Below are 24833 nucleotides of genomic sequence, written 5' to 3' on the forward strand. Positions count from 1 at the left end.
CCATAGTGTGTACGAGGGGCCGCGGTTTGACGATTCCGGACGCTTGCTCCGGACGGGTTGTTTCCGACCGTCCGCCGGGTCGCGCGGACCCGGATCGGGCGCCGCGCGGCCAGGGCGCGCGACTACCATCACAGCCGTGACGGAGGACAAACCGCTGCGCGCCGACGCGCGGCGAAACCGCGCGAAGGTGCTGGAAGCCGCCGAGACAGTGTTCGCGGCGAAGGGCACCGGCGCGCCGACCGAGGAGGTCGCGCGCGAGGCCGGAGTCGGCATCGGCACGGTGTTCCGGCACTTCCCCACGAAAGAAGCGCTGCTGGAGGCCGTGCTCTACGCGCGGCTGCACCGGTTCGTCGACGAAGCGGACGCCGTCGTCGCGCAGAACGCCGAGGACGCCGGTGCTGCCTTCTTCACCTTCCTCACCAGCTGGATCGAGATGTCCAGCGCCAAAAACGCCTACTTCGAAGCACTCACCTCCGCGGGCGTGTGCGTCCCCAGCACCGGTTCGGTGATCGGGGAGCGGCTGCGCGAATCGCTCGGGGTGCTGCTGCGCCGCGCCCAGGACAGCGGCGCGGTGCGGCGCGACGTCACCACGACCGAGCTGATCCCGGTGATCATCGGCACCGCGAAGGCGGCCGAGCATGTCGGGTCCGACCGGGAACTGCGCGACCGCACCATCGCGATCCTGTTCGACGGCCTCCGTCCGTGAGCCGGAGCCGCCAGTCCTAAACTGAGCGAATGACCAACCGCTTAGTCTGTATTGGCGATTCGTTCACCGAAGGCGTCGGGGACGACGATCCGTCCGCGCGCAACGGGGTGCGCGGCTGGGCCGACCGGGTCGCCGAGGTGCTGGCCGCCGGGGAGCCCGGGTTCCGCTACGCCAATCTGGCGGTGCGCGGGAAGCTCCTGCCGCAGGTGCTGAACGAACAGGTCGAACCGGCGCTGGCGATGAAGCCGGACCTGGTCACGGTCTACGCGGGCGGAAACGACCTGATGCGGCCGCGAGTCGACATCGACAGCCTCGCCGACTCCTACGAGCGCGCGGTGGCCCGGTTCCGCGCGGCCGGCGCGCAGGTGCTGCTGTTCACCGGCGTGGACGGGGTGGAGGACGCGCTGTTCCGGCAGATCCGCGGCCGGGTCGCGATCTACAACGAGCACGTGCGCGGCATCGCGGCACGGCACGAGACGCTGCTGGTGGACATGTGGTCGATGCGCCAGCTGCGCGACCGGCGGATGTGGTCCCCGGACCGCCTGCACCTCAACGCCGCAGGGCACACCGAAATCGCCATCGCTGTCCTCGACGCGCTGGGCGTGCAGCACAGCCTCGCGCACGCCGCGCTGGGACCGCGCCCCCGCCTGTCCCCGCGGGAACAGCGCGCGGCCAACCTCCGCTGGGGCCGGGAACACGCGCTGCCGTGGATCGGCCGTCGGCTGCGCGGCGAATCCTCCGGCGACACGATCGCCCCGAAGTACCCGGAGCTGCACTCCTTCCAGGAGACCGCCGCAGCGGCCGACTAACCCGCGAGCTGCCGCGCGCGATGGTCTGCGACGTTGACCCGCGTGCCGCAGCGAGTGGAACAGAACCGCCGGCGCCCGTTGCGCGAAGTGTCCACGAACGCGACGCCGCACCCCTCGCGCGCGCAGACCCCGAGGCGGTGCGGCTCCTCGCACACCAGATGCGCCAGCCCGCCCGCGGTGTAGGCGTAGAACCGCTCGACCACGCCCGCGCCTTCGCTGGAGTAATGCAGATGCGGCGCTTTCCCGTCGTGGCTGGCGATGTTCGGCCGGCACGCGGCGACGGCGAGCAGCTCGTTCAGGAGATCGATCCGTTCGGCCGTCGTCTCCGCGACGAACACCTCGTGCAGCCGCCGCCCCCACGCGAGAATCCGCGCCGCCTCGTCCGCGGTGATCCGAGGCAGCACCATGTCGCGCGCCTGCCCCGCGGCCCGCACCTCGGCGGCCGCGACGTCGTCGCGCTGGGCAAGGGTCGCCAGGTCAGCGGCTACTTGCGCGCCCGCGCCGCCGTAAGGGTTGAAGTGCACTCGGCCATTACAACACGATCCGCCGCCCGGGGAAAGACCGGCCGGAATCGCTTTTCCCGGAAATAAGATTGACGCGCCGCTTCGCCGTAGGTGAGGATGAATCCACCACAGCGAATGAAGGAGCGGACATGACGAACATGCGACAGCGGGAGATGCGAGGCCACTATCCGGCCGCGGTCCGCGCTGTCCAGGGTTCTCCGCTCTGCCAGCGCCAAGCGTGCCGGAAAGGCGCCCGCTCGAACGGGATCCGCTCCCTGACCTGACGCAGCAGCAGCTGCGCACCGGGAGCCGCCCGTCGGGAAACCGATCCGGGCGGCTTTTCCGTCAGGACTCCGAACGCAATTCATTCCGGCCGCCGCGGCTATTCCCGCGCCGGTATTTCCTTTTTGACCGGCGCGGTTCTTTGACAACTGCACAGCGGAGCAAGACATTTCCGAGACTCGTCCCCGTCGCCTCACCCGCGGCCAGGACGAGCGCCGGGTCCGGCAGCCACGCGCCGCCGGACCCGCACGGTGAAGACGGGGCGGTGGCAGCCCCACCCGGCGGTAACGGGGGCGACGAGGGTTCGACTCCCTCCTTCACCACTGCGCCCCGCCCGGGCGCTTCGCGGTCGTGGTGAACTCGGCGGACACGTCGGTCTTCCAAACCGAAGAAGAGGGTTCGATGCCCTCCGGCCGCTCGCGGTCCGGCTCCGATCGGCACCGGACGCACGCCCTTGTAGCTCAGCGGGAAAGAGCGCCGCACTACGAATGCGGAGGTGCCAGGTTCGAGTCCTGGCAGGGGCACGGGCCCGGTGCCGAGGGGGCGCCGGCGCCCTTCCCGCGGTCCGCACCCGGATGCGGCGACCCCGCCTGGTTCGGGACCAGGAGACACCGCGTTCGATCCGCGGGCATCCGACTGTTCGTCCCCCGCGTTCCCGGTTGGTGTAGCCGGCAGCATCGCGGACTTTGGATCCGCGGGCCCAGGTTCGAATCCTGGACCGGGAGCCCATGCCCGTTCGTCCAACTGGCAGGACGCCGCGCTCTGGACGCGGAAATCGAGGTTCGAACCCTCGACGGGCAGCGCACCGCACCAGACGCGGGCCGTTAGCTCAATCGCGCAGAGCAGCCGGCTTTTACCCGGCGGGTTCAGGGTTCGAGTCCCTGGCGGCCCACTTTCTCACTCACCGGTGTCAGCGACCTGGGTTTGAGTTTGCACTGCCCAGGCCGGTGTGCTCGGCGTGAATGCGACGAGTCCGGTCTGCGACACCAGGCCGTCGAGACTGCTTCCGGTTTCCTCCGAAGTGTCGAGAGGGGAACCGCGGCGATTCCGGCTTCAGGACGGGTCGGGGATTCCGGATTCGCTCGCGGCGGGGGACGGGCGCTGGTGGACGCTGAGCAGCAGGTGGTCGAACTGGACCCGGGTCAGGACCGGGGCTCCGCCGAAGGCGGTGAGGGCGTCGGCGAGTTTGGCGGCCAGGTCGCGGAGCTTGCTGTTGGTGTGCTGGGAGCGCCATTTCAGGAGGGCGAAGGCGTGCTCGGCGGTGATGCCGTAGACGAGCATGAGCGCGCCTTTCGCCTGTTCGATCGGGGCGCGGGCGTCGACGATCTCGGGCATCGTTTCGTCGAGGATCTGCTGGCGCTGTTCGGCCAGATCGGGGCTCAGGTCGATGTAGTAGCCGCCGGTGCCGACCGCGGCGCCGGCGTCGTCGCTGAGGAGGTCGGCGATCACGAGGACGTGGTGTTCGGCGCCCGCGGTGTCGATGACGCGGTGGCGGCTGCAGAACGCGGTGCCGTCGCGCACCGCCGCGGCGAGGGTTCCGGCGACCTGGTCGCGGTCCTCCGGATGTTTGTGCGACAGCAGCAGCTCGGTCGTGGGCTGGACGGTCCCCGGCTCGTAGCCGTGGAGCAGGGCGACCTCGTCGGACCATTCCCAGCGCTGGTCGGCGAAGCGGAACCGGAAGCTGCCGATGGCGTGGGAACGGCCGCCCACGACTCGGTCCACCACAGGCAGTGGACTGCTGGTCGAAGGCTCAACGGGGTCGGTCATCGAGTCAGTCTGCCCCACTGGGGACGCCACGCCTAACTTCCGGTGCGTGGTCCGGTTCGGCCCAGGAGAATCAGGCTGCGGTGTTCTGCCGCAGGGCAGCGGGCTGCCAGACCATCGTCACGGTCGTGCCGTGCTCGCCGGTGTCGACGACCATCCGGTCGGTGACCTCGTCGATCCGCGGCAGCCCCCGGCCGCCTGAAGTGGGCTTCCGTTCGGGATCGAGGCCGCAGCCGGTGTCGCTCACCGCTACGGTGACCGTGTCGCCCGCCCAGTCCGCGTACAGCCGGGTCCAGCCGCTGCCGCCGGGATAGGCGTGCGCCGCGACGTTGGCCAAGGCCTCGTAGGCCGCCAGCGAGATGTCGAACCTGCTGCTCGGGTCCAACGGCAGTTCCCCCAGCCACTGCGCGAGTTTCTGGCGCAGGATCGCCACCTCGCGAGGCCGCGCCGGGCGCGAGTTCTTCGAAACGCGACCTGACCGAGGCGTCAATGGGCGCGCCGGCCCCGGTCGAGGCGGGATTTTCCGCCGGACGCGGCAATCCGACTCTGAAAACGGGCCAGCCGGTTCGTCGCTGAATCAGTCGCGGCCGCGTGCGTCGCGAGTGTCGGCCCCGTGGGAGAACGACGCTGCTTCCTTGCCCCGCTGGGGTTTCTCCTGTCCTCGCAGCCGAGGCAGCGCGAGGCGGAGGGCTTCGACCAGGAGGTCGGCGAGGTCGTGGCTGAAGCCGTTGCGGACGACGATGCGCAACACAGCGAGGTCCTCGCGATGCGCGGGAAACGTGTAAGCCGGAACGAGCCAGCCTTGCTCGCGCAATGCGGCTGAGACGTCGAATACCGAGTAACCGGCCTCGCTTTCCTTGAGCGTGAAAGCGAACACCGGCAGCTGGCTGCCGTCGGTGAGGAGACGGAACGGGCCGAGTTCGGCGATGCGGCGGGCGAGATCGGTGGCGACGTCGCGGCAGTATTGCTGGATGCGGCGGTAACCGTCGCGGCCCAGGCGGAGGAAATTGTAGTACTGGGCGACGACTTGGGCTCCGGGGCGGGAGAAATTCAGCGCGAAGGTGGGCATTTCGCCGCCGAGGTAGTTGACGCGGAAGACGAGGTCGTCGGGCAGCGCTTCGGGGGCGCGCCAGGCGACCCAGCCGACGCCGGGGTAGACGAGTCCGTATTTGTGGCCGGAGGTGTTGATCGAGGCGACGCGGGGCAGCCGGAAGTCCCATTCCAGGCGCGGGTCGCAGAACGGGGCGATCATCGCGCCCGAGGCGCCGTCGACGTGGACCGGGATGTCCCAGCCGTGTTCGTCGTGGAGGCGGTCGAGGGCGGCGCAGATTTCGGCGACGGGTTCGTAGCTGCCGTCGAAGGTGGAGCCCATGATCGCGACGACGCCGATGGTGTTTTCGTCGCAGTGCGCGGCGGCTTGGTCGGCGGTGAGGTGGAAGCGGTCGCCGTCCATGGGCACGAGGCGGGCTTCGACGTCCCAGTAGTTGGCGAACTTCTCCCAGCAGACCTGGACGTTGACGCCCATGACCAGATTCGGCCGGTCGGCGGGAAGACCGGCGGCGCGGCGGCGGTGGCGCCAGCGGCGTTTGAGCGCGAGGCCGGCGAGCATGCAGGCTTCGCTGGACCCGGTGGTGGAGCAGCCGACGGCCGTGTCGGGGTCGGGTGCGTGCCAGAGGTCGGCGAGCATGCGGACGCAGCGCTGTTCGAGGTCTGCGGTGCGCGGATACTCGTCCTTGTCGATCATGTTCTTGTCGAAGCACTCGGCCATGAGATCGCGGGCCTTCGGTTCCATCCAGGTGGTGACGAAGGTGGCGAGGTTGAGCCGCGCGTTGCCGTCGAGCATCAGTTCGTCGTGCACGACCTGGTAGGCGGTGTCGTTGTCGAGTTCGCCGTCCGGGATGCGGTCGCGGGGGATCGCGACCGGTTCGCGGGTGAAGACGGGGTTGACCGCGACGTCGCCGGTGCTGTGGTCGTGCGGATGTGCCGGGTGGGTCAGGGGCATGGCGGGTCCTCCGGATGAGTCACTGGCCGTGTTGGGAAGCGGCGGCGCGAGCGCCGAGATCGTCGAGGGCCAACGGATGCCGCGGCGGCCGGTCGAGCACGATCCGGCGGGTGGCGGTCAAGTCCGCGCCGACGTGCAGCAGTTCCCCCGGACGGAGGTTCTGCCAGCCAGGGTCTTCGTCCATGCGCTCGCTGGCGACGACGACGGCGCGGTGGCGGGCGAGACCGCCCGACCGCGCCCGGATCCGGCCCGCGGCGCTCGCGTGTTCCAGGTGCCGGCCGCCGTGCGGGCCGCCTGGGCAGCGCTGCAGGACGCAGAGGTCGTGGGTGTCGGGATAGCGCAACGCCCACAGTTCGTCGCGAGTGGTGACGACGATATTGAGCGCGTAGACCGGCAGATTCAGCGCGGCCCATCGGGCGGCGGCGGCGATCCCGGCGCTCACGTCGCCGTGGTGCGCGTCGATTTCCTTGGTGACGAGGGCGAAGAACCGTTCGGAGTCGGTATCGCCGCGGACGAGGTCCCGGTACTCGCCGAGCCGTTGCTCCAGCCGGGGCAGATCGCCGAGGACGCCGTTGTGGGCGAACAACCGGCCGTGCTGGAGGAAGGGATGGGTGTTGGCCGGCTCGAGGCCGCCGGTCGAGGCGTAACGGATATGGGCGAGGAAGGTCGTCGACGCGCATTCCTTGGCCTCGCGGGCGAACTGTTCGTCCGCATAGGCGGCCAATGGCTGTTTCCACACCTGGGGCGACCCTTGCTCGTCGAAGACGCCGAGCCCGGTCCCGTCCGGTTCGCGCCTGCTCTGGGCGGCGAGGCTGTCCGGCGCTTCGAGCAGCCAGAACGTGGCGGGCACGCGCCGCGGGGCAGCGGACAGACCAAACAGACGGCACATGCCGGTCCCTTCCTGTCGCCGTCCGGCCCGTGTTGCCCGGGCGAGCCGGGCTAAACCTCGCGGGCGGGTGGCCTATCCGACTGTCTGCGAGCGGCGTCGGCGGGTAGCCAGCGGTGTGCTGTCGTCTGTCGAAAGGAGCGACGTGAACGTCAAGTCTTTCGTCCGGGAATTCCCCACGATCCACCTGGCTGTCGGAGTGATCGGCAACGTGATCTTCTTCGTCGGGAGCGTGCTGTTCATTTCGGACGCGACCGAACTGCTCGCGATCTGGCTGTTCATCGTCGGCTCTTTCGGGATGATGCTGGGCGCGATCGGGCAGGCGATCTACGTTCACGAGCGGCATCGGCTCAATGGCGCACCCGGGGAACACGGCCGCGCGTCCTCGCGGAGGTGAGGGTCTGCGCTCAGGCCTTGATCGCGCGCAAAATGCTCGTGGCCGCCCCGGTCTCGCTGCTCTCCGTCAACCGCAGGCCGGCCGCGGCGGCGAGGTCGGCGAACTCCCGCTCGGTCCGGACGGCGCCGCCGCACGCGAGGGTGCACAGGTCGCTCATCAGAGCCACCGGGTCGGGCCTGGCGTTCCCTTCGGGGAGGACCAGGTCGATCACCAGCAAAACGCTGTCGGCGCGCATCGCTCGGGAGCAGGCTCGCAGGATGCGGACGGCGTCGTCGTCGCCCCAGTCGCAGAGCACGCTTTTGAGCACGTAGACGTCGCGGTCCGGCGGAAGCGGATCGGCGAGGAAGTCGCCGGCGGCCAGCTCGCAGCGGTCGGCGACGCCGGCGTCCCGCAGCGTGGCCCGGGCGCTCGCGAGGCTGGCCGGCTGGTCGAAGACAACCCCGGCGAGCGCGGGGTTCGCGACCAGCAGCCCGGTCATGAGCAGGCCGTTGCCGCCGCCCGCGTCGACGATGTCGCGGGCGGCCGAAAGGTCGAGGGCCTCGACCAGTGCCGGCACGTCCTGCCGAGCCACTCCCGCGCAGGATTCGTAGAATTCGGCCTGGGCGGCGGGGTCTTTCGCCAGCCACGCGTAACCCGACTGGCCGAAAACGTGGTCCACGGCGGGTTGCCCGGTGCGCACGGTGTGCTCGATGCTTCCGCAGGCGCTCCAGGTCGGCTCGCCGGTCAAGTACACCGCCAGCTGCTTCACCGACCTCGGGACGTCCGCGCGAAGCAGATGCCCGTCCGGGGTGAGTTCGTAGGCGCCGTCGTCGTTCAGGGCGAGCAGGCCCACGAAAGCTGCTCCGCGGAGCAGCCGCCGCAGCGACGGCGCGTGGCAGCCGGTCAGCTTCGCCAGTTCTTCCGGCGAGGCGGGCCCGCCGGCGAGCCGGTCGGCCAAGTCGAGGGTCGCCATCGTGCGCATGATCTGCGCCGGGATGAAACCGAGCACGAGGCTGGTCAGCCGGTCCGGGTCCGGTTCTGCCGTCGTCGGCTCCTCCCGGCCGGGCCGCGGCGCGGTCACCACGCCACCGGCAATGCGCGCAGGCCGCCGACGATCGGGTTGTCGTTCGGCCGCAATTCCCGCACTGGCACCGCGAGGCGCAAGGCCGGGAATTTCGCGAAGAGCAGGCCGAACACCGCCCGCAGTTCTGTGCGCGCCAGGTTCCGCCCGACGCACAGGTGCCTGCCGTGCCCGAAGGCCAGGTGAGGGTTGGGGCGGCGAGCGATGTCGAACCGTTCCGGCCGGGCGAACGCGCGCGGATCGTGGTTGGCCCCGACGAAGTTGATCACCACGGCGTCCCCTGCCTTGATGGTCACGCCGCCGATGTCGATGTCCGCGTCCGCGTAGTGCGCCAGAGTGTCCCCGCCGGTCATCCGGCGGCGGAGGATTTCCTCGACCGCGGACGGAAGCAACGCGGGGTCCCGGCGCAGCGCCTCGGATTGGTCCGGGTTGGCCAGCAAATGCACGACGCCCCACTGGATGACGTCGGCAGTGGTCGAATTCCCGGCGAACAGCAGGCCAGCGGCCGTCATGCTCGCCTCGGACATGGTCAGCGCACCGGACCGGCACGCGGCGGCGAGATCGGACAGCACGTCCTCCGCCGGTTCGGTCCGCTTGCGCTCCAGCAGTTCGCGCATCCCGGCGAAAAGGTTCTCCATCGCGGCGCGGGACGCGCGGGCGTCCGCCGCGTCGGCGCTCTGCCGGGACCAGCACAGGAACCGGTCGTGGTCGGCTCGCGGGACGCCGAGCAGTTCGAAGATGACCAGCGCGGGCAGGGGACCGGCCAGCGCGCCGATCAGGTCCGCCGGCGGTCCGTGCCCGGCCATCGCCGTCAGCAGCCGGTCGACCAGCCCCTCGATCCACGGCCGCAGCGCGGCGATGCGCTTCGCCGAGAACGAGGCGGACAACAGCCCGCGCATCGCGGCCTCATTGTCCAATTCGGACTGGCCGTCCTCGTACTCCCAGCCGGAGCCGTCGACCAACGCCGAGTGGGTGACCTTCGCGGCGTTCTCCGGATCGGGATGGGACCGGGTCAGCCGGGGGTCGGCGAAAAGCCGCTTCGCCTCGGCGAAGCCGGTGACCATCCACGCCTCGTCGCCGACCATCGTCCGGAACCGGGAAACCGGGCAGCGGTCGCGCGTCTCGCGCAGGACGGCGGGAAGGCCGAGCAGGTCCGGCCCGGGGAAAGGACTGGTCGGCAGGTCAGGGTGCTGGCTCATGGTGTCTCCCGAGGAAATCGCCCGTCCGGGCGGTCACCGGTCCCTTTCGACGGCCGCCCGCGCGTAGCCGCACAACCGGTCGCGGCTCGCGGCGACCGGCAGCCTGCTCGCCATGGCGACGGCGTTCTCCGAGTACTTCCTGGCCAAGCGGTCGGCGGTGCGCAGCGCTCCGGTGCGGTCCATGACGGACACGAGCAGCTCCCGGCGGACGTCGGGAGCCCCGTCGCCGACGAGGATGTCCGTGATCGCCGCGCGGTCGGCGGGGGTCGCCGCCTGGTAGGCGAGGATCACCGGCAGCGTCGGCCTGCCGTTGCGGACGTCGCTGGTGTCGGGCTTGCCCATCACGCCGGTCTCCCGCGTGTAGGACATCAGGTCGTCGTGGATCTGGAAGGCGCAGCCCAGGTTTTCCGCGTAGCTGCCCAGCGTCCGCACCATCCGCTCGTCCCCGCCGGCCAGCAGCGCTCCGCATTCGCACGCGCTCCTGAACAGCGTGGCGGTCTTCAACCGCACCACGGTCAGGTAGGCGTCGAGGTCGAAGTCCATCCGTTCGCCCAGCTCCGCCTCGAGGCTCTGGCCGCGGCACAGGTCGATGCCGCACCGGGCCACCACCTCGAGCGCCGCCACGATCCGTTCGGCGCTGGCTCCGGTGCGGCGGCATTCGGCCAGTGCGGAGAACAGGTCGAAGATCAGCGCGTCCCCGGCGAGGATCGCGTTGTCCGCCCCGAATTTGTGCTGCACCGACGGCTTTCCCCGGCGCAGGTCGTCCTTGTCGATGATGTCGTCGTGCACCAGGCTCGCCACGTGCCCGCACTCCGCGCCGATCGCCGCGGGCAGCACCACCTCGGCGTCGCCGCCGACGGCCAGCGCCGATTCCAGCAGCAGGATCGGCCGGAACAGCTTGCCGGACGGCACGAGCGCCTCCGTGCACATCGTGCCGAGCAGGCTCGTCTCCCGCCGCCACCGTTCGGCCAGCCGGTCGCGGACCTTTCCAGCCAGCGCTCCGGAGCCGGGCGACCGGGCAAAGGCTCGCGCACCGTTTTCCGCCGCCTCCGTCGCTGCCTGACTGGTCATCGTCGTCCTTCCTGCTGGGCGAGCCCGCGCCGCGGCCGGGCCAGCTGCGTTTCGAGCCTGCCCATGTAGTAGATGATTTCCTCGTGGTTGGTCGACGGCAGGAAGCGGTCGGCGCCCACCTTGTAATAGACGGAGCTGACGGTGCCCGACAGCAGGTGCTCCCACGGTTCCTCGCGCCGCAGCGCCAGCGTGAACGCCGGCACGTCGAACCCTTTCCAGATGTCGCGCCGCACGTAGTAGCGCTCGCCGTCGACCTCGACCTCGGGAAGCGTTTCGCCGGCGCGGCGGGGCGACGGGATCCGTCCGGGCAGGGTGTAGGCGGGCAGGGTGAGCAAGTCGAACTCGAATACGGTGTCCACAATGGACCGGACGTTCTCCGGCACCAGCGGCAGCACGGACTCGCGCCACCAGCGGCGGAGCATGTCTTTGGCCTCTTCGCTGCCGTAAAGCAGGGCGACCGCCGGAGCGAGCACGTCCGAGTCGGTGAACGAGGCGACCATGCCGGAGCGGAACGGCTCGGTGCCCGGATGCGGGTCGTTCTCGAAGAATTCCATCAGCGACCGGATCAGCTCGGACTGGGCGATGCCGCCGAGGGTCCGCATCGGGCCCCAGACGTAGCGGAAGACCGGGTTCTCGGCGACCAGCCGCGACACGAAGACGAAACGGTGCAGGTACTGGTTGTCGCGAGGCGACATGGTGTCGTGCGACAGCAGGTACTCGAAGTCGTCGGTGTTGCCGCGCACGGTGACCAGGCCGAAGCGTTCGCGTTCGGCGTGGTAAGTCGTGTTCGGCAGGATCAGCATCGGGTACACCGCGACTCGCGACACGTGTCCGGCCAGCCGGTCGTAGCCCTTCATGAAGGTCTCGACCGTCTCCCCGGGCGCGCCCCAGATCAGCTCCGCGTAGCAGTCGAGGCCTTCCTTGCCGAGCCACGCGGCCAGGCCTTCCCAGTCGTTGACCTTCATGTTGCGCCGGTTCATCAGGTCCAGCGTGTCCTCGTCGAGCGTCTGCAGCGCGAGGGTGAACGAGCTGTGCAGGCCCGCGTCCTTCATCGCCTTGACGATTTTGTAGAACACCGCGGACTTGTTCTTCGCCCACGACGTCTCGATGCTCTTGGGATAGCCGTGCCGGGCCCGGGTTTCGATGACGTCCTCGACGAATTCCAGGTCGATCGGCAGCATCCCGAAGTTCGCGTCGCACAGGACGAGCGTGTGCACCTCGTGCCGGGCGAAGATCTCGATCTCCCGGCGCAGCCGCTCGCGGGAGAACGCGCGGACGCGCTGGCCGACGGCTCCGCCCCAGTAGCAGAACGAGCACTTGTAGGGGCAGCCGCGGTTGGTTTCCAGCAGCGCGACGTCGTAGCGGAACCGGCCGTCCTCGCCGGTCAGCGGAATCGCGCCGGTGAGGAACGGGGAGGGGATCTCGTCGAGGTTCTCGATCCGCGGCCGGTCCTTCGTGGTCGTCACCGCGCCGTCCTGGTCGCGGAACGAGATGCCGTCGACGCGGTGCAGCGACCTCGCCGATTCCCGGTCGAGGCGGGCCAGCAGCACGTCGCGGAAGGCGAATTCGCCCTCGCCGTTGACCACGACGTCGACATACGGGTGCATGCCGAAGACCCGCTCGGCCTGCCCGGAGACGTGGTTGCCGCCGAAGACCGCCCAGCCGTCCGGGTTGAGCTGCTTGAACGTCTCGGCCAGCGCGCCGAATTCCCGGTAGTTCCAGCCGAGCACGGAGAAGGCCAGCACGTCCGGCGCACCGTCGGCGAACAGCTCGTTGGCCATGCCGAACAGCGTGGCTCCGCCGTCGAAATTCCGGATCTCGATCTCCGCGGCGGCCGCGACGCGCTCGTCCGCCAGCGCGGTCGCCTTCAGGTAGCCCGACGCCAGCGGCATCGATTCGAGCGACATCGCCCAGATTCCCTGCTGTACGAGCCAGACCCGAAGCGGCCGATCCGACATTGCTGATTCCCCTCGTGCTGGTGGACGGTTTCCGGGCGCGGTCGCTTTCTAGGGCCGGCGGGGGCTGAGCTCGAGCAGGTGCAGGTGCCAGGCCGCGTCGCCACCGTCCCCGCCCGCCAGGTCCGCGGGGAACGCTCCGGCCAGCGCCTCGGGGACCTCGGCCATTTCCATCTTGGCCAGCACGCCGAGGTCGTAGCCGGTTTCCTCGGCCAGATCGGCGACCAGCGACGGATTGCCCAGTGCTTCGCCGAACCACAGGTAGGCCTTGCCCCGCGCGGTGAGCAGCTCGCGGCCTTCGGCGAGGAACCGGCGCAGCTTGGCGTACTCCGGGTCGAACATCGTCTCGTCCCAGATCGAGGCGTCCACGCGGTCCTTCGGAGCGTTCAGGAACGGCGGGTTCCAGTAGATCCCGTCGAACCGCTCGTCCGGCCCGACCGCCGAGTAGAGATCGCTTTCCCGTGCGGTGACCCGGTCGGCGACCGCGTGCCGCTTCGCGTTCAGCTCGGTGTTGCGCACCGCCGCCGGATTGAGGTCGAGCCCGACCACCCGCCCGACCCCCGCCCGCGCCGCGAGCACCGCCATGATCCCGGTTCCGCAGCCCATTTCCAGAAACGACGACATGCGGCCGAACGGAATCCGGTCGGCGAACAGTTCGCCGCCCGGCGAGTAGGTCGGCGGCCACACCTCGTCGAGCAGATCCCATTCCAGTCCGGCCGCTGCGAAAACGGCGGGCCGGTGCCGGTCGGCGCGGTATTGTTCGATGATGTGCCGGCCGATGCGCAGTTCGAAGTGTCGCGTTTCCATGCTTTCCCGTCTCCGCTTCGGAATGTCGGATCGGCGCGGTGGGCGAAACGAAGTCAAACAGTTCTGTTCCCCCGGCGCAATATCGGGCGGCGAACGCCGGTCAGCCGGACGGCGGCGCCCACCGGACCATCGCGTCCATCGAACGCCGGGAAACCGTTTCGGGAAGGAATCCGCCGAGCCGCACGCCGCTGTTGCGGACGGCGACCGCGACGGGCGAGGACAGTTCGGCGAACCGGCCCATCCACCGCGACATCCGGCTCAGCCGGGACGTGCGCGGCCGCCTGCTCGCGTCGTAGCGGACGAGGCCGGTCCGCAGTTCGTCCCACGACCGCGCCGGGCCGACGGCGTGCGCGAGCTCCACCGCGTCCTCCAGCGCGAGGTTCGCCGAGCCGACGTTGGGCGTCATCGGATGCGCCGCGTCGCCGGTCAGGACCGTGCGCCCGGCGAAAAACCGGTCCAGCGGACGCCCCAGTTCCTCGATCCGGTCGAAGAACAGCGGTTCCCGCGCCGACCGTTCCAGCAGCCGGGGGATGGGCTCGTGCCAGTGCCCGAAGAGCGGGACCGGGCCGTCCGCGATCTTCGCCTCGCGCCCTCCGGCCGTCCTGGCGAGCGCGGAGAAGTGCACGCGCCCGCCGGGCAGCGGCAGGATCGACAATCGCAGGCCCGCGCCCCAGGTCTCGGCCGCGGCAAGGGAAAGCCCGTCGGCGGGCACCACGCAGCGCCAGCTCACCGAACCGGCGGGCCGCAGCCCGGGATGCTCGGGGAACAGGGCGCGCCGGGCGGCCGAACGGATGCCGTCGGCGGCGATCACCAGGTCCGATTCGAGTTCGGCGCGGTCCACCCGGATCGTGGCGGGCGCGGTCGCGTCGCCCGCGCCCGCAGGCTCGACGCGCGCTCCGAACCGGACGGTTCCGGGGGGCAGCGCCGCGGCCAGTGCCGTGATCAGGTCCGTCCTGGGCAGCGCGCGAATCGGCTCGCCGTACCGCTCTTCCACGAAACCCAGGGCGCTGCGGGCGATCCACCGGCCGTCGGGCGCCCGCACCCCGCCCTCCCGCTGGACGACGGAGCGGGCTCGCACCGGGTCGCCGACGCCGAGCGCGTCGAGGGCGCGCATCCCGTTGGGGGTGATGCCGATGCCGCCGCCGGCGGCGCGCAGGCCCGGGCCGCGCTCGAGGACGCGCACCGTCCACCCGCGACCGGCGAACGCCGCCGCGGCGGCCAGCCCGGCTATTCCCGCGCCGATCACATTCACCGAAGGCGCCATTCCGCGATCTCCGTTCGAAACAGAAGCCGTTCTTGCTACTTTTCCAGTCATGCGCAGCGCCCATTCCCTCAAAGTCCGGCTGCTCGCCCACGTCGAGGCGTGCCGTCCGGACACCGTCTTCTACGCCGGCGCCATCGGATTGAGCGGTGCGATTCTCACCCGGCCGGACGCGGGGTTTTCCGTGCTGTTTCCGGCCTGGTTCGTCCCGACGCTCGCCTGGATCGCGTCGCTGTACGGCGGCGACTATTTCGATCGCGAACTCGACGGTCTCACGAAACCGCACCGGCCGATACCGTCCGGCCGGATCCAGCCCGGCACCGCGCGCAACGCGATGGTGTTCCTGATCGGCGCGGGAGCGCTGTTCGCGGTGCTGGTCAATCCATTGACCGCGCTGCTGTCGATCCCGGCGGCGGTCTTCGGCATCGCGTATGCGCGGTGGCTGAAGGGAAAAGGCCTGTGGGGCAACGCGAGTCGCGGCTTGCCCAGCGCGCTCACGGTGCTCTACGGCTCGATGACCGCGCAGCCGTTGCCCGTGCCGCAGCTGGTCGTCCTGTCGCTGATGTTCTGGGTGCACGACTCCGGGTCGAACCTCCTCGGCGCGCTGTGCGACCGCGACGGGGACCGCCGGGGCGGCTACCTGACCTATCCGGTCCAGCGCGGCGACGAGGCGACAGTCCGCGGCCTGGCCGGGTTTTACGCCGGCTGGGTCGCTCTGGCGCTGGCCGCCCCGCCGGTGCTCGGCGACCGGGTCGATCCGGTGGCGTACTACGCGCCGCTCTCCGTCGCGATCGCGCTGGGCTGGGTCTCGCTGCGCGGCGTGCTCCGCGCGCCGCGGCCGATCGCCAGGGCGATCGGCGTGCGGGCGCACGAGATCGTGGTGGCCGAGCGGATCGTGCTCGGCACGTTCCTGATCGCGGCCGCCGGACGGCCGGGGCTGGCACTGGCGGTCGGGACGCCGTCGCTGCTGCTGACCGTCCTGGCCCGGCGGCTGATGCGGCGGCGGTACGAGCCGGTGCGGTGACGGGCGCGGCCCCTCGCCGCGCCCGGTTCAGACCTTCAGCGCGTTCCTCGGGTCCCCGCCCTTGTAGAGGCCGAGCACCAGTTCGTGCGAGTAGCCCAGCAGCTCCCGCAGTTCGGCCGGCAGCTCCGCGATCGTCTCCGGCGGAACGCTCAGCAGGCTGTTCTCCACCGGACGCAGCCAGCCGACCTGGAACCCGAACGAGAGGATGTGCCGCTCGTCCGCCGCGGTCGTGTTCGCGCCGCCCGCGTGGAACAGGTCCTGGCGGAACAGCAGCGCGTCGCCCTTCGCCATCTCGACCTGGGCCGCTTCGCTCCAGTCCGGCGGCGGATCGACCGGCGATCCGCCGTGCGCGCCCGGCACGACCCACGTCGCCCCGTTCTCGGCGGTGAAGTCGCTCATCGCGCACATCACCGAGAGCGCGATCGGATTCTCCCCGTACGGGGCGTGCCGCCACGAGAACGTGTCGCGGTGCAGCTCCTGGCGAGGCGCGCCGGGCTTGCGGCCCATGTATTCGGCGATGATCAGCAGGATCGTGTCCGACAGCGGCTTCAGCAGCCGGCGGGCCGCGCCGACGATGTCGCGGTGCAGCACCATGTCCGCCGCGCTGGGGACGGCGCCGATCAGCTGGTGCAGCGTGACCGAGGTGTCGCCCTGGAACTGGGCGAGCACCGAGTTGGCCGCGTACTCCGCTTCGTCCGGGTTTTCGGCGAGGTACTTCTGGACCTCGGCGACGTAGGTGTCGCACGCCTCGCCCGGATACGCACCCGACAGGACGACCGCGCCCTCCTTCCGGAACGCGGCGTCGATCGCCGCCGGGTCGTAGGGCCGGGCCAGCCGCGGGACGATGCTGTCCATGGGGAACCACCTTCCGATTCGATGTTGCCGTGGCGACGCGGGTTCACCAGGTGACGGGAAGCCGCTCGATGCTGACGTCCATGCCCTCGGCCCGCCACCGCACCTCGTGCGGCGGACCGGCGGGCCGGAGGCCGGGGATCCGGGAGAACAGGGTGCCGAGCGCGACGGTCAGCTCCATCCGGGCGAGCGCCGAGCCGAGGCAGTGGTGGATGCCGTGGCCGAACGCCAGGTGCGGGCTGCGCGCGGCGTCCGGGACGATCGCCTCGGCGGCGGCGAACTCCGCCGGATCGCGGTTGGCCCCGGCCCGGGACGCGATGACCGTCTCGCCAAGGGAGATCCGCACCCCGCAGATGTCCACATCGGACTGGGCGATCCGCTGGATGCCCACCTCCTCGTCCTGCAGCCGCAGCAGTTCCTCGACGACGACGACGAGGTCCAGCTCGCCGGTCCGGATCCCGCGCAGCACCGGCGGGTTCCCGAAGAGCCGGAGCAGGCCGTGCGCGATGGCCGAGGCGGTCGTGACGTACCCGGCCATCAGCAGGCCCATCGCCATCGAGGAGATTTCCAGCCTGCTCAGCCCGTCCGGTTCGCCCGCCTGCCGGGCGAGGTCGCTGAGCAGGTCTCCGCCGTCCGGCTTCGCCGCGACCAGGTCGAGCACGAACCGTTGCAGGTCGGCGAAAGCCGTCCCGAGGTCCTCCTCGGACCCGCCGGCCGAACGGAGCACGACGTCCGCCCAGCCGCGGAACCGCGTGCGGTCCGCTTCCGGGATGCCCAGCAGGTCGCTGACGATCGCGATGGGCAGCGGGTAGGCGAACGCCTCCTGCACGTCGACCACCCCGCCCCGGGCGAGCATCGCGGTCGCCAAGCCGTCGGCGACCTCCTGCGCGCGCTCGCGCATCCCGGAGATCCGGCGAGCGGTGAACGCCCGGCTCACGCTCCGCCGCAACCGGGTGTGCTCGGGCGGGTCCTTGAGGAACATGAACCCGGCGGCGAGATTGTTTTCGTCCGCGGCGGGGAGCACGCCCGGGTACTGGGTGCCGAACGCCGGGTGGTTCAGCACCTCGCGCACGTCGGCGTAGCGAGTGACCAGCCAGGCTTCGTTTCCGCCCGCGGTGCGGACTTTCCGGATCGGCGCGGCTTCGCGCAGCCGGGCCAGCGCGGGCGAGGGGTCGATGACCGAATCGCGTTCGAACGGGTAGTCCGGCAGGGGTTCGGCCAGTTCTCGCCGCACGTCCGCGGCCTCCTTCGCTTCAGTCATGCCGGAAACGCCGCCTCGACCGCGTCGGCGAACTCCTCGGGGCCGCGTCCGCCGCGCAGCCGGTGCGCGAACCGGGCCAGCCGCCGCGCCAGGTCCGCGTCGTCGGCGACGCGTTTGAGCACGTCCGCCAGCTGGTCGGCGGTGAACGGCTCCGCCAGCCGGACGCCGAGGCCGAGCGCCTCGACCCGGTCCGCGACCCCGCGCTGCTCGCCGATCTGCGGCGCGATCAGCACCGGAACCCCTTGGGCCAGCGCCTCCAGCGTGCTCGTCAGCCCGCCGTGGGTGATCGCGGCCGACGCGTGCCGCAGGGCGTCGATCATCGGCAGCCTCGCCCGCAGCAGCACCCGGTCGGACACCGGTCCGACGGCGGCCGGGGAGACCTTCGACCCCAGCGCGGCGGCGGTGTGCCAGCCGAGCCGGTCGGCCCCTTCGACGCAGGTGCGGAAGAAGCCGATGTTGTCGGTGAAGACCGTGCCGAGCGAAACCACCGCGAGCGGCCGGGCTTCGCGCAGCCACGCCAGTTCCGGCGACTGCTCGGCGGGCCGGAAGCACGGCGTGATGAAGGTGAACCGCGAGCCGAACGTCTCCCCGCGCGGCTGGATCTCGCGCGGGAACAGCACGAGGTTGCGTTCGGCCTCGTTGTCGAAGAACTCCTCCGGCGACACCTCGGACGCGAGGCCGATCTCCCGCAGGAACTCCGCCACCGCGCCGAAGAACGCGGACATCGACTCGCTGGTGTCCGTTCGCGACCGGTAGTCCTGATGCAGCGAGAACTCGGAGTTCGACGCGAAAACGGGCCAGGTGCGGACCACCGGGATCCCGCGCGCCCGGCCGAGCAGCCATCCCGACGTCGCGAGCACGTCCGCCACGAGCACGTCCGGCCGATGCGCGCGGACGGCGCTGTCGAGCGCCGCGTAGGACGCCCGCGTCTCCTCGAGCAGCAACGGCAGCACCTTGCCCAGGTCGGCCAGGTCCGCCTGCGCGGAGTCCATCGGCGACTCGTACGGCACTGTCTCGGCGACCTTGCCGATCTCGGCCGCGAAACTCCCGGACGCGAGACAGCGCACGCGATGGCCCCGCCGAACCAGCTCGGCGAGCCCCGCCAGCACCGGATAGACGTGCCCCCACGCCGGAACGGACGCGAACAGCACCTGCCGCCCCATCAGGAGCCCCCGTCCGCGGCGCGCACCTCGACCGGCATCCGTTCCGGGAACCGGTCGCCCAGCATGTTCACCTTCCACGGCACGGCTTTCCAGTCCTCCAGCATCCGGAAGTCCAGCCCGCACCCGATCAGCGCGTCGACGGCGACCCGCAGTTCGAGCCGGGCGAGATTGGCCCCGAGACAGCGGTGGATGCCGAAGCCGAACGCGAGGTGCCTGGCCAGACCCGGCCGCCGCGGGTCGAACACGTCGGGGTCGGCGAACAGGTCCTCGTCCCGGTTGGCCGCCACGAGCGGGGCCACCACCATGTCGCCCTTGCCGACGGTGACGTCGCCGATCCGCACGTCCTTCGCGGCGAACCGCGGCATCGACTCGCCGTTGTCGCCGGACTGGACGCGCAGCACCTCCTCAACGAACTGAGGGCACAGGTCCGGCTCGGCGCGCAGCCGGGCCAGCCATCCGAACTCCAGCAGGTAGCGCACGGCCACCGCGATCGCGTTGGCGGTGCTGACATACCCGGCGACCGGCAGGCCGAGCACCATCGTGGCGAGTTCGACGTCGTCCACCGCGGCTTGGTCCCGCTGGGCCCGGACGAGGTGGGCGAGCAGGTCGCCGCCGTCGGTCCCGCGCGTGCGGCGCCGGTGCGCGATCAGCTCGCGCACGTAGTCGTTGAGCTGCTTCCAGCCTTCGAGCGCGACCACGCCGTGGGCCTCCGAAACCGGCACGAGCAGCTGGTCGGACAGCCGCTGGAACATCGCCCGGTCCGGCTCCGGCACGCCGACCACCTCGGAGATGACGTTCATCGTGAGCGGTTTGGCGAAGTCCGCCATCACGTCGGCTCGTCCGGCCATCGCGGCAAGCAACCGGCCGGCGGTGGCCCGTACGGAGTCCCGGTACCGCTCGACGCGGCCGATCGCGAACGGGCCTGCCACCAGACCGCGCAGGCGGGTGTGCTCCGGCGGGTCCTGGAAAATCGACTCGTTGGCCTCGGCCGTGCCCGCGCCCCGCTCCGGGTCGATCGGCGACACGCTGAAGGCCGGGCCGCCCAGCACCTTGCGGATGTCCGGGTAGCGGCTGACCAGCCAGACCCGCGTTCCGTCCGGTGCTTCCGCCGGGGACACCGGGCAGGTGGCGCGCAGCTTTCGCCAATCGACGCCGTCGAGATCGGCCGGCCGGAACCGTTCGACCGGCGGCGGCTGCCGGGAGGTGGCGGGCGGGGCGGGCGTTTCGGCGCCGCGGTGGGGCATCGGTTCACGTCCTCTCGGTCAGCGCGAGCCGGGACGGGCCGCGCACGAGCATCCCGGTCTTCCAGACGATCCCCGCCTCCCCGCGCGCCAGCCGCAGCCCCGGCGCGGCCGAGGTCAGCACCTCCAGCGCCACCCGCAGTTCCAGCCGGGCCAGCGGCGCGCCGAGGCAGAAGTGCGCGCCGGCCCCGAACCCGAGGTGCGGATTGGGGGAGCGGGCGAAGTCGAGCCGGTCGGGGTCGGCGAAGACGTCCGGGTCCCGGTTGGCGGCCGCGGACGCGGGCACGACCGGCGAACCCGCCTCGATCAGCGTCCCGCTCAGCACGACGTCTTCGACCGCGTAGCGCGGGGTCGTGCCGTTGGCCTCCAGCGGCACGTAGCGCATCAGCTCCTCGACCGCGGACGGGATCAGCCGCGGGTCGGCCGCCAGCGCCCGGAACCGGGCGCGGTCGGACAGCAGCAGGTACAGGAAGTTCGGCAGCTGGGCGGACGTGGTCTCGTACCCGGCCACGAGCACGGTCATCACCACGATCACCAGCTCGTCGTCGGTGATGTCGCCGGTTTCCGCCTGCGCCGCGAGCATCGCCGAGATCAGATCGTCCCGCGGCCGCTGCCGCCGCCGCGCCACCAGCGCGACGACGAAGTCCCACATCTTCCCGGTCGCGGCCAGCCGCTGCTCCTCGGAGATCGCGGTGGTGGCCAGCCCCGCTTCGGCCCACTCGCGAAACGACCCGCGCTCGGCGTAGGGCACGCCGAGCAGTTCGCAGATCATCTTCAGGGTGAACGGCACCGCGAACTCCTCGACGCCGTCGAATTCCTCGCCCGCGTTGCCGATCAGCTCGGCGGCGATCGCCGTGGCCCGCTCGCGCAACCGCCCCACGGTCTTGGGGGTGAACGCTCGCCGGCAGACCGAGCGGAGCCGGGTGTGGTCCGGCGGGTCCATCGCGACGATGCCGCCGGAGAAGTTCTCTTCGGTGACCCGGGGGACGTCGCGCTCCAGCGAAGCGGCGCGGGAGAACCGGGGATCGGTCAGCACCGTGCGGACGTCGGCGTACCGGGTGACCAGCCAGGCCGGCTCGCCGTACGGGAACTCGACCCGGCTGACCGGGTCGGATCGCTGCAGGAGCCGGTATTCCGGTTCCAGGTCCAATCCGGACGCGCGCGGGAACGGGAACACCACGGTCGAGGTCCTCATCCCCGGCCCTCCCGCAGGCGGTTCTCCGCGACGACCGCCTCCGCGCCCCGGCGCGGGACGAGCATCGGCCCCTTCGGCGCGACCGCTTCCGGCGCGGTGCGCACGAGTTCCAGCCGGACGTGCCGCAGGACCGCGCTGATGATCGTGCGCATCTCGACCATCGCCAGCGACGCGCCGAGACACCGGTGCGTGCCGCCGCCGAACGGCAGGAAGTGCGCGCTCGGCGGTCCGGCGGGGTAGAACCGGCCGATCGAGTAGACCTCGGGCCGGGGATGCAGGTCCGCGGACAGGTGCAGCAGGCCGAGCGACACCGCGAACATCGTCCCGGCCGGGAACTCCCATCCGCCGTGCCGCCACGGCCGGGTCGCGATCCGGCCCACGTCCAAAGTGGCCGGACGCGTGCGGATCGCCTCGTGGATGGCCGCGTCGAGCACCTTCGGGTCCGCGCCGCTGATCCGGCCGAGCGCGCCGGGGGCCCGCAGCGCGCGTTCGAAGAACCACGCGAGCTGGGTCGCCGTCGTCTCCTGGCCCACCGCGAGCAGCGTGACGAGATGGTCGCGGAGCTCCTCGTCGGAGACCGGTTCGCCTTGGCGGGCGAGAAGAATCGAGAGCACGTCGCGGCCGTCGGCGGCCGGGCCCGCTGCTCGCCGGTCGGCGATCTCGGCGTAGACGATCCCGTCGACCTCGCTCAGCAGCCGCTGGAACGCCGCCCACGGCCCGAATCCGCCGAAACTCCTGCGCAGCGCGGGCAGCAGGATGAGCAGCGGGTTGAGGGCGAGCAGGCGCGGAACCAGCACGCGCAGCCGGTCCAGCCGGGACGAGTCGGTGATGCCGAAGACCGCGCGGATCATCACTTCCAGGGTGACCCGCTGGAAACAGTCGAGCAGCCGGACCGTGCGCCCGGCGGGCCATCGCCGGATCTCCTGCTCCACAATGGACACCATCACCTCGACGTACGCGGCGACGTTGTCGCCGTGCAGCGGCGGCATCAGCTCCTTGCGGCGGCTGGCGTGCCGGGCTCCGTCGGACGTCAGCAGCGAGTGGCGGCCGACCACGAACTCGATCGGTTCGTTCGCCGCGGCCGCGCCGAACGAACCGGCGTCGTCGCGCAGGATCCGGCGGATGCCGTCCGGCTCGCAGACGTAGACGACCTCGCCGAACCCGAGGATGCGCGCGGTGAACAGGGGACCGTACCGCCGGAGGCAGGATTGGCCGAACCGCACCGGGGCCGCCGCCCACATCAGGGTCTGCACAAGCGCCGGCAGCCGCGGTCCCGGCGGCAGGGACCGGCGCGCCGGTGCGGCGGACCGGCGCCGTCGTGAGCGCGGTTCGGTCATCGGGCGGCCATCGTCTTGAGCCACCGGCCGAGGCCGCGCAGCGCGAACGTGTGCGCGATCAGGTCGTCGGTGTAGCAGAGGTCGTCGAAGTACAGCCCGACGTTGCCGGGCCGCCACGTGCCCTGGTCGTCCTGGTGGTTCACCAGCCACTCCACGGCCCGCAGCACGGCGGGGCCGCCCGGGTCCTCGCCGTCGGCCAGCAGCGCGAACAGCGCCCAGGCTGTCTCCTCCGCGGTGCTGCCCTTCGGCGGAAGCTCGTGCCGCAGCGGCCAGCCGCCGTCGCCGGCCTGGTTGGCCAGCAACCACTTCCGGGCCGCCGCGGCGGCGGGGGAGCGGCCGTCGCCGGCGAACACCTCCAGCAGCCTGCTGGTGCCGTGCGTGTTGTCGCGGAACCACACCGAGGCGATCGAACCGTCGTTGCCCTGATGGCCCCGCAAGTACTCGCGGGCGCGCGCGAGAGCCGAGCCGGGGGAGTCCGGCAGACCGAATCGCCGCAGGGCCAGTACCGCGTGCGCGGTGACGCCGGGACACGGCCGGTCGTTCATCAGGTGGGTGTCCCGCACCCACTCCGACCACGAGCCGTCGCGGTTCTGCATTTTCAGCAGCCACTGGATTCCGAGCTGGACCGCCGGGTGCGTGCGGGGCACGCCGAGGTCGGCCAGCGCGCCGAGCACGACGGCCGTGTCCTCGGATTCCGGCCAGCCCGACGGATTGGCCCAGCCCCAGCCGCCCGGCGGGATCCCGAACTGGCGGAACGGCTTGGTCCACTGGTTGCGCAGCAGCCATTCCCGGGTCCCGCGCAGCGCCGGATCGTCCGCCGGGTCCCGGAATTCGCCGAGCGCCATGACCGCGTAGGCGGTGACCGAGATTTCCAGGTCCCGGTCGATGGCCCACGAGCCGTCCTCGCGCTGGGTCTGCAGCAGATAGTGCAGCGACGCCAGCTGCAGGTCGATGCCGACGCCGGCCCGCCGCAGGCCGAGGTAGACGAAGCCGGCGATCATCGGGCACTCTTCGATGCCGCCGTTGGTCCCGGACACCTCCCGCAGCCAGTCCAGCGCCTTCGGCTCCGCGATCCGGCCGGAAAGCCTGCGGGCAAGGCCGTGCTTCATCGTCCGGCTTTGCATGATCCCGAGGCCGAGCACGGCGGGCAGCGCGATGGACACCTTGTTGCGCCACCGGCGCGGCACCAGCACTGTCTCGACCGGCAGATCCGGCTGCCGCTCGAAGTCGCGCAGGCCGGTCAGCGCCCAGATGGTCGGCAGCGCGGCGGGCCACGTCTTCGGCGCCTCGCCGGACAGACCGGGGACGACGTTCACCGCGTCGTTGTCGTCGAGAAAAGCGCGCGCCCGTGCGATCGCGTCGGACGCGCCCTCCGGGTCGATCTCGTGCAACGCCGCCAGTCCGAACGCGGTCATCCCCGGGCTGCTCGGCCACTCGGCGTCGGCCATCGCCCAGCCCCCGTCGCCGCGCTGGTAGGCGCGCAGCCACCGGACAGCCGCGTCGACGCGGTCGCGGTAGCCGACCGGATCGGCGCGGTTGAGCGAAAGCGCGCCGAGCGCGGTGGAGATCGCGGAGGACGACAACCGGTCCACCCAGGACCCGTCCTCCCGTTGCCGGTCGTACAGGTTCGCGATCGCGCGTTCGGCGGCCTTCTCCGCTCGTGCCTGAAGCTCTTGGACGTCCAACCCGCTCCGCCTTCCCGTGTGATGAAGCGTTGCCGCGAAATTCAGCGCGCCGCGGCGACGATCCGATAGGTGTCGCCGTCCTGGCGACGGGAGAGCACCGCCGGACAGCCGCGTTCTCCCCGAAGCAGGCGCGGGTTTCGCCAGGGCGTCAGGCGGGGATTCCGCCGCGATGTCCGGCGGTCCCGATATTTCCCGTGGGTCCGGGAGAAAGCGGCGAAAGCCATTTCCTGACCGCGCTCGGGAGCCTGCCCGCGCGTCTCGTTTCCGGCAGTGCCGGAAACCGGTCGTCGGCCGAGTGCCGCCATTGCTGCGATCCTCCGATACGAGGGTTCGGGGTCCGGGAATCCGTTCGGAAAACGCAGTTCTCCGGCCG

At 71.1% G+C, this 24833-nt stretch carries 23 protein-coding genes and 6 tRNA genes; 11 read left to right on the top strand and 18 right to left on the bottom strand.

Features of this window, described 5'->3' with window-relative positions; genetic code table 11:
- The first annotated feature begins 136 nt into the window (after positions 1–136).
- Complete coding sequence (locus F9C11_RS27855) at positions 137–706, top strand: TetR/AcrR family transcriptional regulator (protein WP_409180319.1); 570 nt, start codon at positions 137–139, stop codon at positions 704–706.
- 29 nt (positions 707–735) lie between these two features.
- The gene (locus F9C11_RS27860; protein WP_409180320.1) at positions 736–1515 is read left to right on the top strand and encodes an SGNH/GDSL hydrolase family protein; all 780 of its coding nucleotides are present in this window, start codon (positions 736–738) and stop codon (positions 1513–1515) included.
- Here F9C11_RS27860 and F9C11_RS27865 read toward each other — a convergent pair.
- Entirely contained in the window at positions 1512–2039 is a 528-nt protein-coding gene (locus F9C11_RS27865) for a CGNR zinc finger domain-containing protein (protein ID WP_409180321.1), read from the bottom strand. The two genes, F9C11_RS27860 and F9C11_RS27865, sit on opposite strands and share 4 nt — an antisense overlap.
- Positions 2040–2167: 128 nt before the next feature.
- Here F9C11_RS27865 and F9C11_RS27870 point away from each other — a divergent pair, with 128 nt between their 5' ends.
- The 7 genes from F9C11_RS27870 to F9C11_RS27900 all read left to right on the top strand — a co-directional run bounded on the left by F9C11_RS27870 (position 2168) and on the right by F9C11_RS27900 (position 3192).
- Complete coding sequence (locus tag F9C11_RS27870) at positions 2168–2302, top strand: hypothetical protein (protein WP_409180322.1); 135 nt, start codon at positions 2168–2170, stop codon at positions 2300–2302.
- A 248-nt stretch (positions 2303–2550) separates the two neighbouring features.
- A tRNA-Thr gene (locus F9C11_RS27875) sits at positions 2551–2623 on the top strand.
- 22 nt (positions 2624–2645) lie between these two features.
- Positions 2646–2718 (top strand) — tRNA-Gly (locus tag F9C11_RS27880).
- A gap of 32 nt (positions 2719–2750) precedes the next feature.
- Positions 2751–2824: transfer RNA gene (locus F9C11_RS27885), tRNA-Arg, on the top strand.
- A gap of 129 nt (positions 2825–2953) precedes the next feature.
- Positions 2954–3025, top strand: a tRNA-Gln gene (locus F9C11_RS27890).
- Between the two features lie 4 nt (positions 3026–3029).
- Positions 3030–3101: transfer RNA gene (locus F9C11_RS27895), tRNA-Gln, on the top strand.
- A gap of 17 nt (positions 3102–3118) precedes the next feature.
- Positions 3119–3192 (top strand) — tRNA-Lys (locus F9C11_RS27900).
- 161 nt (positions 3193–3353) lie between these two features.
- Here F9C11_RS27900 and F9C11_RS27905 read toward each other — a convergent pair.
- The 4 genes from F9C11_RS27905 to F9C11_RS27920 all read right to left on the bottom strand — a co-directional run bounded on the left by F9C11_RS27905 (position 3354) and on the right by F9C11_RS27920 (position 6955).
- Positions 3354–4067, bottom strand: a complete 714-nt coding sequence (locus F9C11_RS27905; RefSeq protein WP_409180323.1) for a PAS and ANTAR domain-containing protein — start codon at positions 4065–4067, stop codon at positions 3354–3356.
- Between the two features lie 70 nt (positions 4068–4137).
- Complete coding sequence (locus tag F9C11_RS27910; protein ID WP_409180324.1) at positions 4138–4497, bottom strand: ATP-binding protein; 360 nt, start codon at positions 4495–4497, stop codon at positions 4138–4140.
- 144 nt (positions 4498–4641) lie between these two features.
- Positions 4642–6066, bottom strand: a complete 1425-nt coding sequence (locus F9C11_RS27915; protein ID WP_409180325.1) for a glutamate decarboxylase — start codon at positions 6064–6066, stop codon at positions 4642–4644.
- A 19-nt stretch (positions 6067–6085) separates the two neighbouring features.
- Positions 6086–6955, bottom strand: coding sequence for a class II glutamine amidotransferase (locus F9C11_RS27920; protein ID WP_409180326.1), 870 nt, complete (start codon positions 6953–6955; stop codon positions 6086–6088).
- Positions 6956–7097: 142 nt separating this feature from the next.
- On the opposite strand from F9C11_RS27920, the gene F9C11_RS27925 reads away from it, so the two are divergent.
- Positions 7098–7349, top strand: a complete 252-nt coding sequence (locus F9C11_RS27925; RefSeq protein WP_409180327.1) for a YrhK family protein — start codon at positions 7098–7100, stop codon at positions 7347–7349.
- A gap of 10 nt (positions 7350–7359) precedes the next feature.
- Here the strand turns inward: F9C11_RS27925 and F9C11_RS27930 are convergent, their stop codons facing one another.
- The 6 genes from F9C11_RS27930 to F9C11_RS27955 all read right to left on the bottom strand — a co-directional run bounded on the left by F9C11_RS27930 (position 7360) and on the right by F9C11_RS27955 (position 14705).
- Positions 7360–8409, bottom strand: coding sequence for a methyltransferase (locus F9C11_RS27930; protein ID WP_409180328.1), 1050 nt, complete (start codon positions 8407–8409; stop codon positions 7360–7362).
- Positions 8406–9608, bottom strand: coding sequence for a cytochrome P450 (locus tag F9C11_RS27935; RefSeq protein WP_409180329.1), 1203 nt, complete (start codon positions 9606–9608; stop codon positions 8406–8408). The genes F9C11_RS27930 and F9C11_RS27935 overlap by 4 nt, the downstream gene beginning before the upstream one ends.
- Before the next feature lie 33 nt (positions 9609–9641).
- Positions 9642–10679, bottom strand: a complete 1038-nt coding sequence (locus F9C11_RS27940; RefSeq protein ID WP_409180330.1) for a polyprenyl synthetase family protein — start codon at positions 10677–10679, stop codon at positions 9642–9644.
- Positions 10676–12637: a KedN5 family methylcobalamin-dependent radical SAM C-methyltransferase gene (locus F9C11_RS27945; protein WP_409180331.1), complete on the bottom strand. Its 1962-nt coding sequence runs from the start codon at positions 12635–12637 to the stop codon at positions 10676–10678. Before F9C11_RS27945 ends, F9C11_RS27940 begins: the two co-directional genes overlap by 4 nt.
- A gap of 48 nt (positions 12638–12685) precedes the next feature.
- Positions 12686–13441 (bottom strand): methyltransferase, encoded by a 756-nt coding sequence (locus F9C11_RS27950; protein WP_409180332.1) that lies wholly within the window; start codon positions 13439–13441, stop codon positions 12686–12688.
- A gap of 100 nt (positions 13442–13541) precedes the next feature.
- Positions 13542–14705 carry an FAD-dependent monooxygenase gene (locus tag F9C11_RS27955; RefSeq protein ID WP_409180333.1) on the bottom strand — a complete coding sequence of 388 codons (1164 nt, stop codon included), beginning with the start codon at positions 14703–14705 and terminating at the stop codon, positions 13542–13544.
- A 49-nt stretch (positions 14706–14754) separates the two neighbouring features.
- Here F9C11_RS27955 and F9C11_RS27960 point away from each other — a divergent pair, with 49 nt between their 5' ends.
- Positions 14755–15726: a UbiA family prenyltransferase gene (locus tag F9C11_RS27960; RefSeq protein WP_409180334.1), complete on the top strand. Its 972-nt coding sequence runs from the start codon at positions 14755–14757 to the stop codon at positions 15724–15726.
- 27 nt (positions 15727–15753) lie between these two features.
- Here F9C11_RS27960 and F9C11_RS27965 read toward each other — a convergent pair whose 3' ends face one another.
- Genes F9C11_RS27965 through F9C11_RS27995 form a run of 7 tightly spaced genes read right to left on the bottom strand, consistent with a single transcriptional unit; the run spans position 15754 to position 24460 of the window.
- Positions 15754–16581: a phytanoyl-CoA dioxygenase family protein gene (locus tag F9C11_RS27965; RefSeq protein WP_409180335.1), complete on the bottom strand. Its 828-nt coding sequence runs from the start codon at positions 16579–16581 to the stop codon at positions 15754–15756.
- Positions 16582–16624: 43 nt separating this feature from the next.
- Positions 16625–17839 carry a cytochrome P450 gene (locus F9C11_RS27970; protein WP_409180336.1) on the bottom strand — a complete coding sequence of 405 codons (1215 nt, stop codon included), beginning with the start codon at positions 17837–17839 and terminating at the stop codon, positions 16625–16627.
- A complete protein-coding gene (locus F9C11_RS27975; protein ID WP_409180337.1) occupies positions 17836–19002 on the bottom strand; it encodes a nucleotide disphospho-sugar-binding domain-containing protein in 1167 nt (388 codons plus the stop codon). Before F9C11_RS27975 ends, F9C11_RS27970 begins: the two co-directional genes overlap by 4 nt.
- Positions 19002–20246: a cytochrome P450 gene (locus tag F9C11_RS27980; protein ID WP_409180338.1), complete on the bottom strand. Its 1245-nt coding sequence runs from the start codon at positions 20244–20246 to the stop codon at positions 19002–19004. The genes F9C11_RS27975 and F9C11_RS27980 overlap by 1 nt, the downstream gene beginning before the upstream one ends.
- A 4-nt stretch (positions 20247–20250) precedes the next feature.
- Entirely contained in the window at positions 20251–21438 is a 1188-nt protein-coding gene (locus F9C11_RS27985) for a cytochrome P450 (protein WP_409180339.1), read from the bottom strand.
- The gene (locus F9C11_RS27990) at positions 21435–22775 is read right to left on the bottom strand and encodes a cytochrome P450 (protein ID WP_409180340.1); all 1341 of its coding nucleotides are present in this window, start codon (positions 22773–22775) and stop codon (positions 21435–21437) included. Before F9C11_RS27990 ends, F9C11_RS27985 begins: the two co-directional genes overlap by 4 nt.
- The gene (locus F9C11_RS27995; protein ID WP_409180341.1) at positions 22772–24460 is read right to left on the bottom strand and encodes a prenyltransferase/squalene oxidase repeat-containing protein; all 1689 of its coding nucleotides are present in this window, start codon (positions 24458–24460) and stop codon (positions 22772–22774) included. Before F9C11_RS27995 ends, F9C11_RS27990 begins: the two co-directional genes overlap by 4 nt.
- Between the last annotated feature and the right edge of the window lie 373 nt (positions 24461–24833).

Origin of the sequence: Amycolatopsis sp. VS8301801F10 (assembly GCF_046195355.1) — a bacterium.
GTDB lineage: Bacteria > Actinomycetota > Actinomycetes > Mycobacteriales > Pseudonocardiaceae > Amycolatopsis.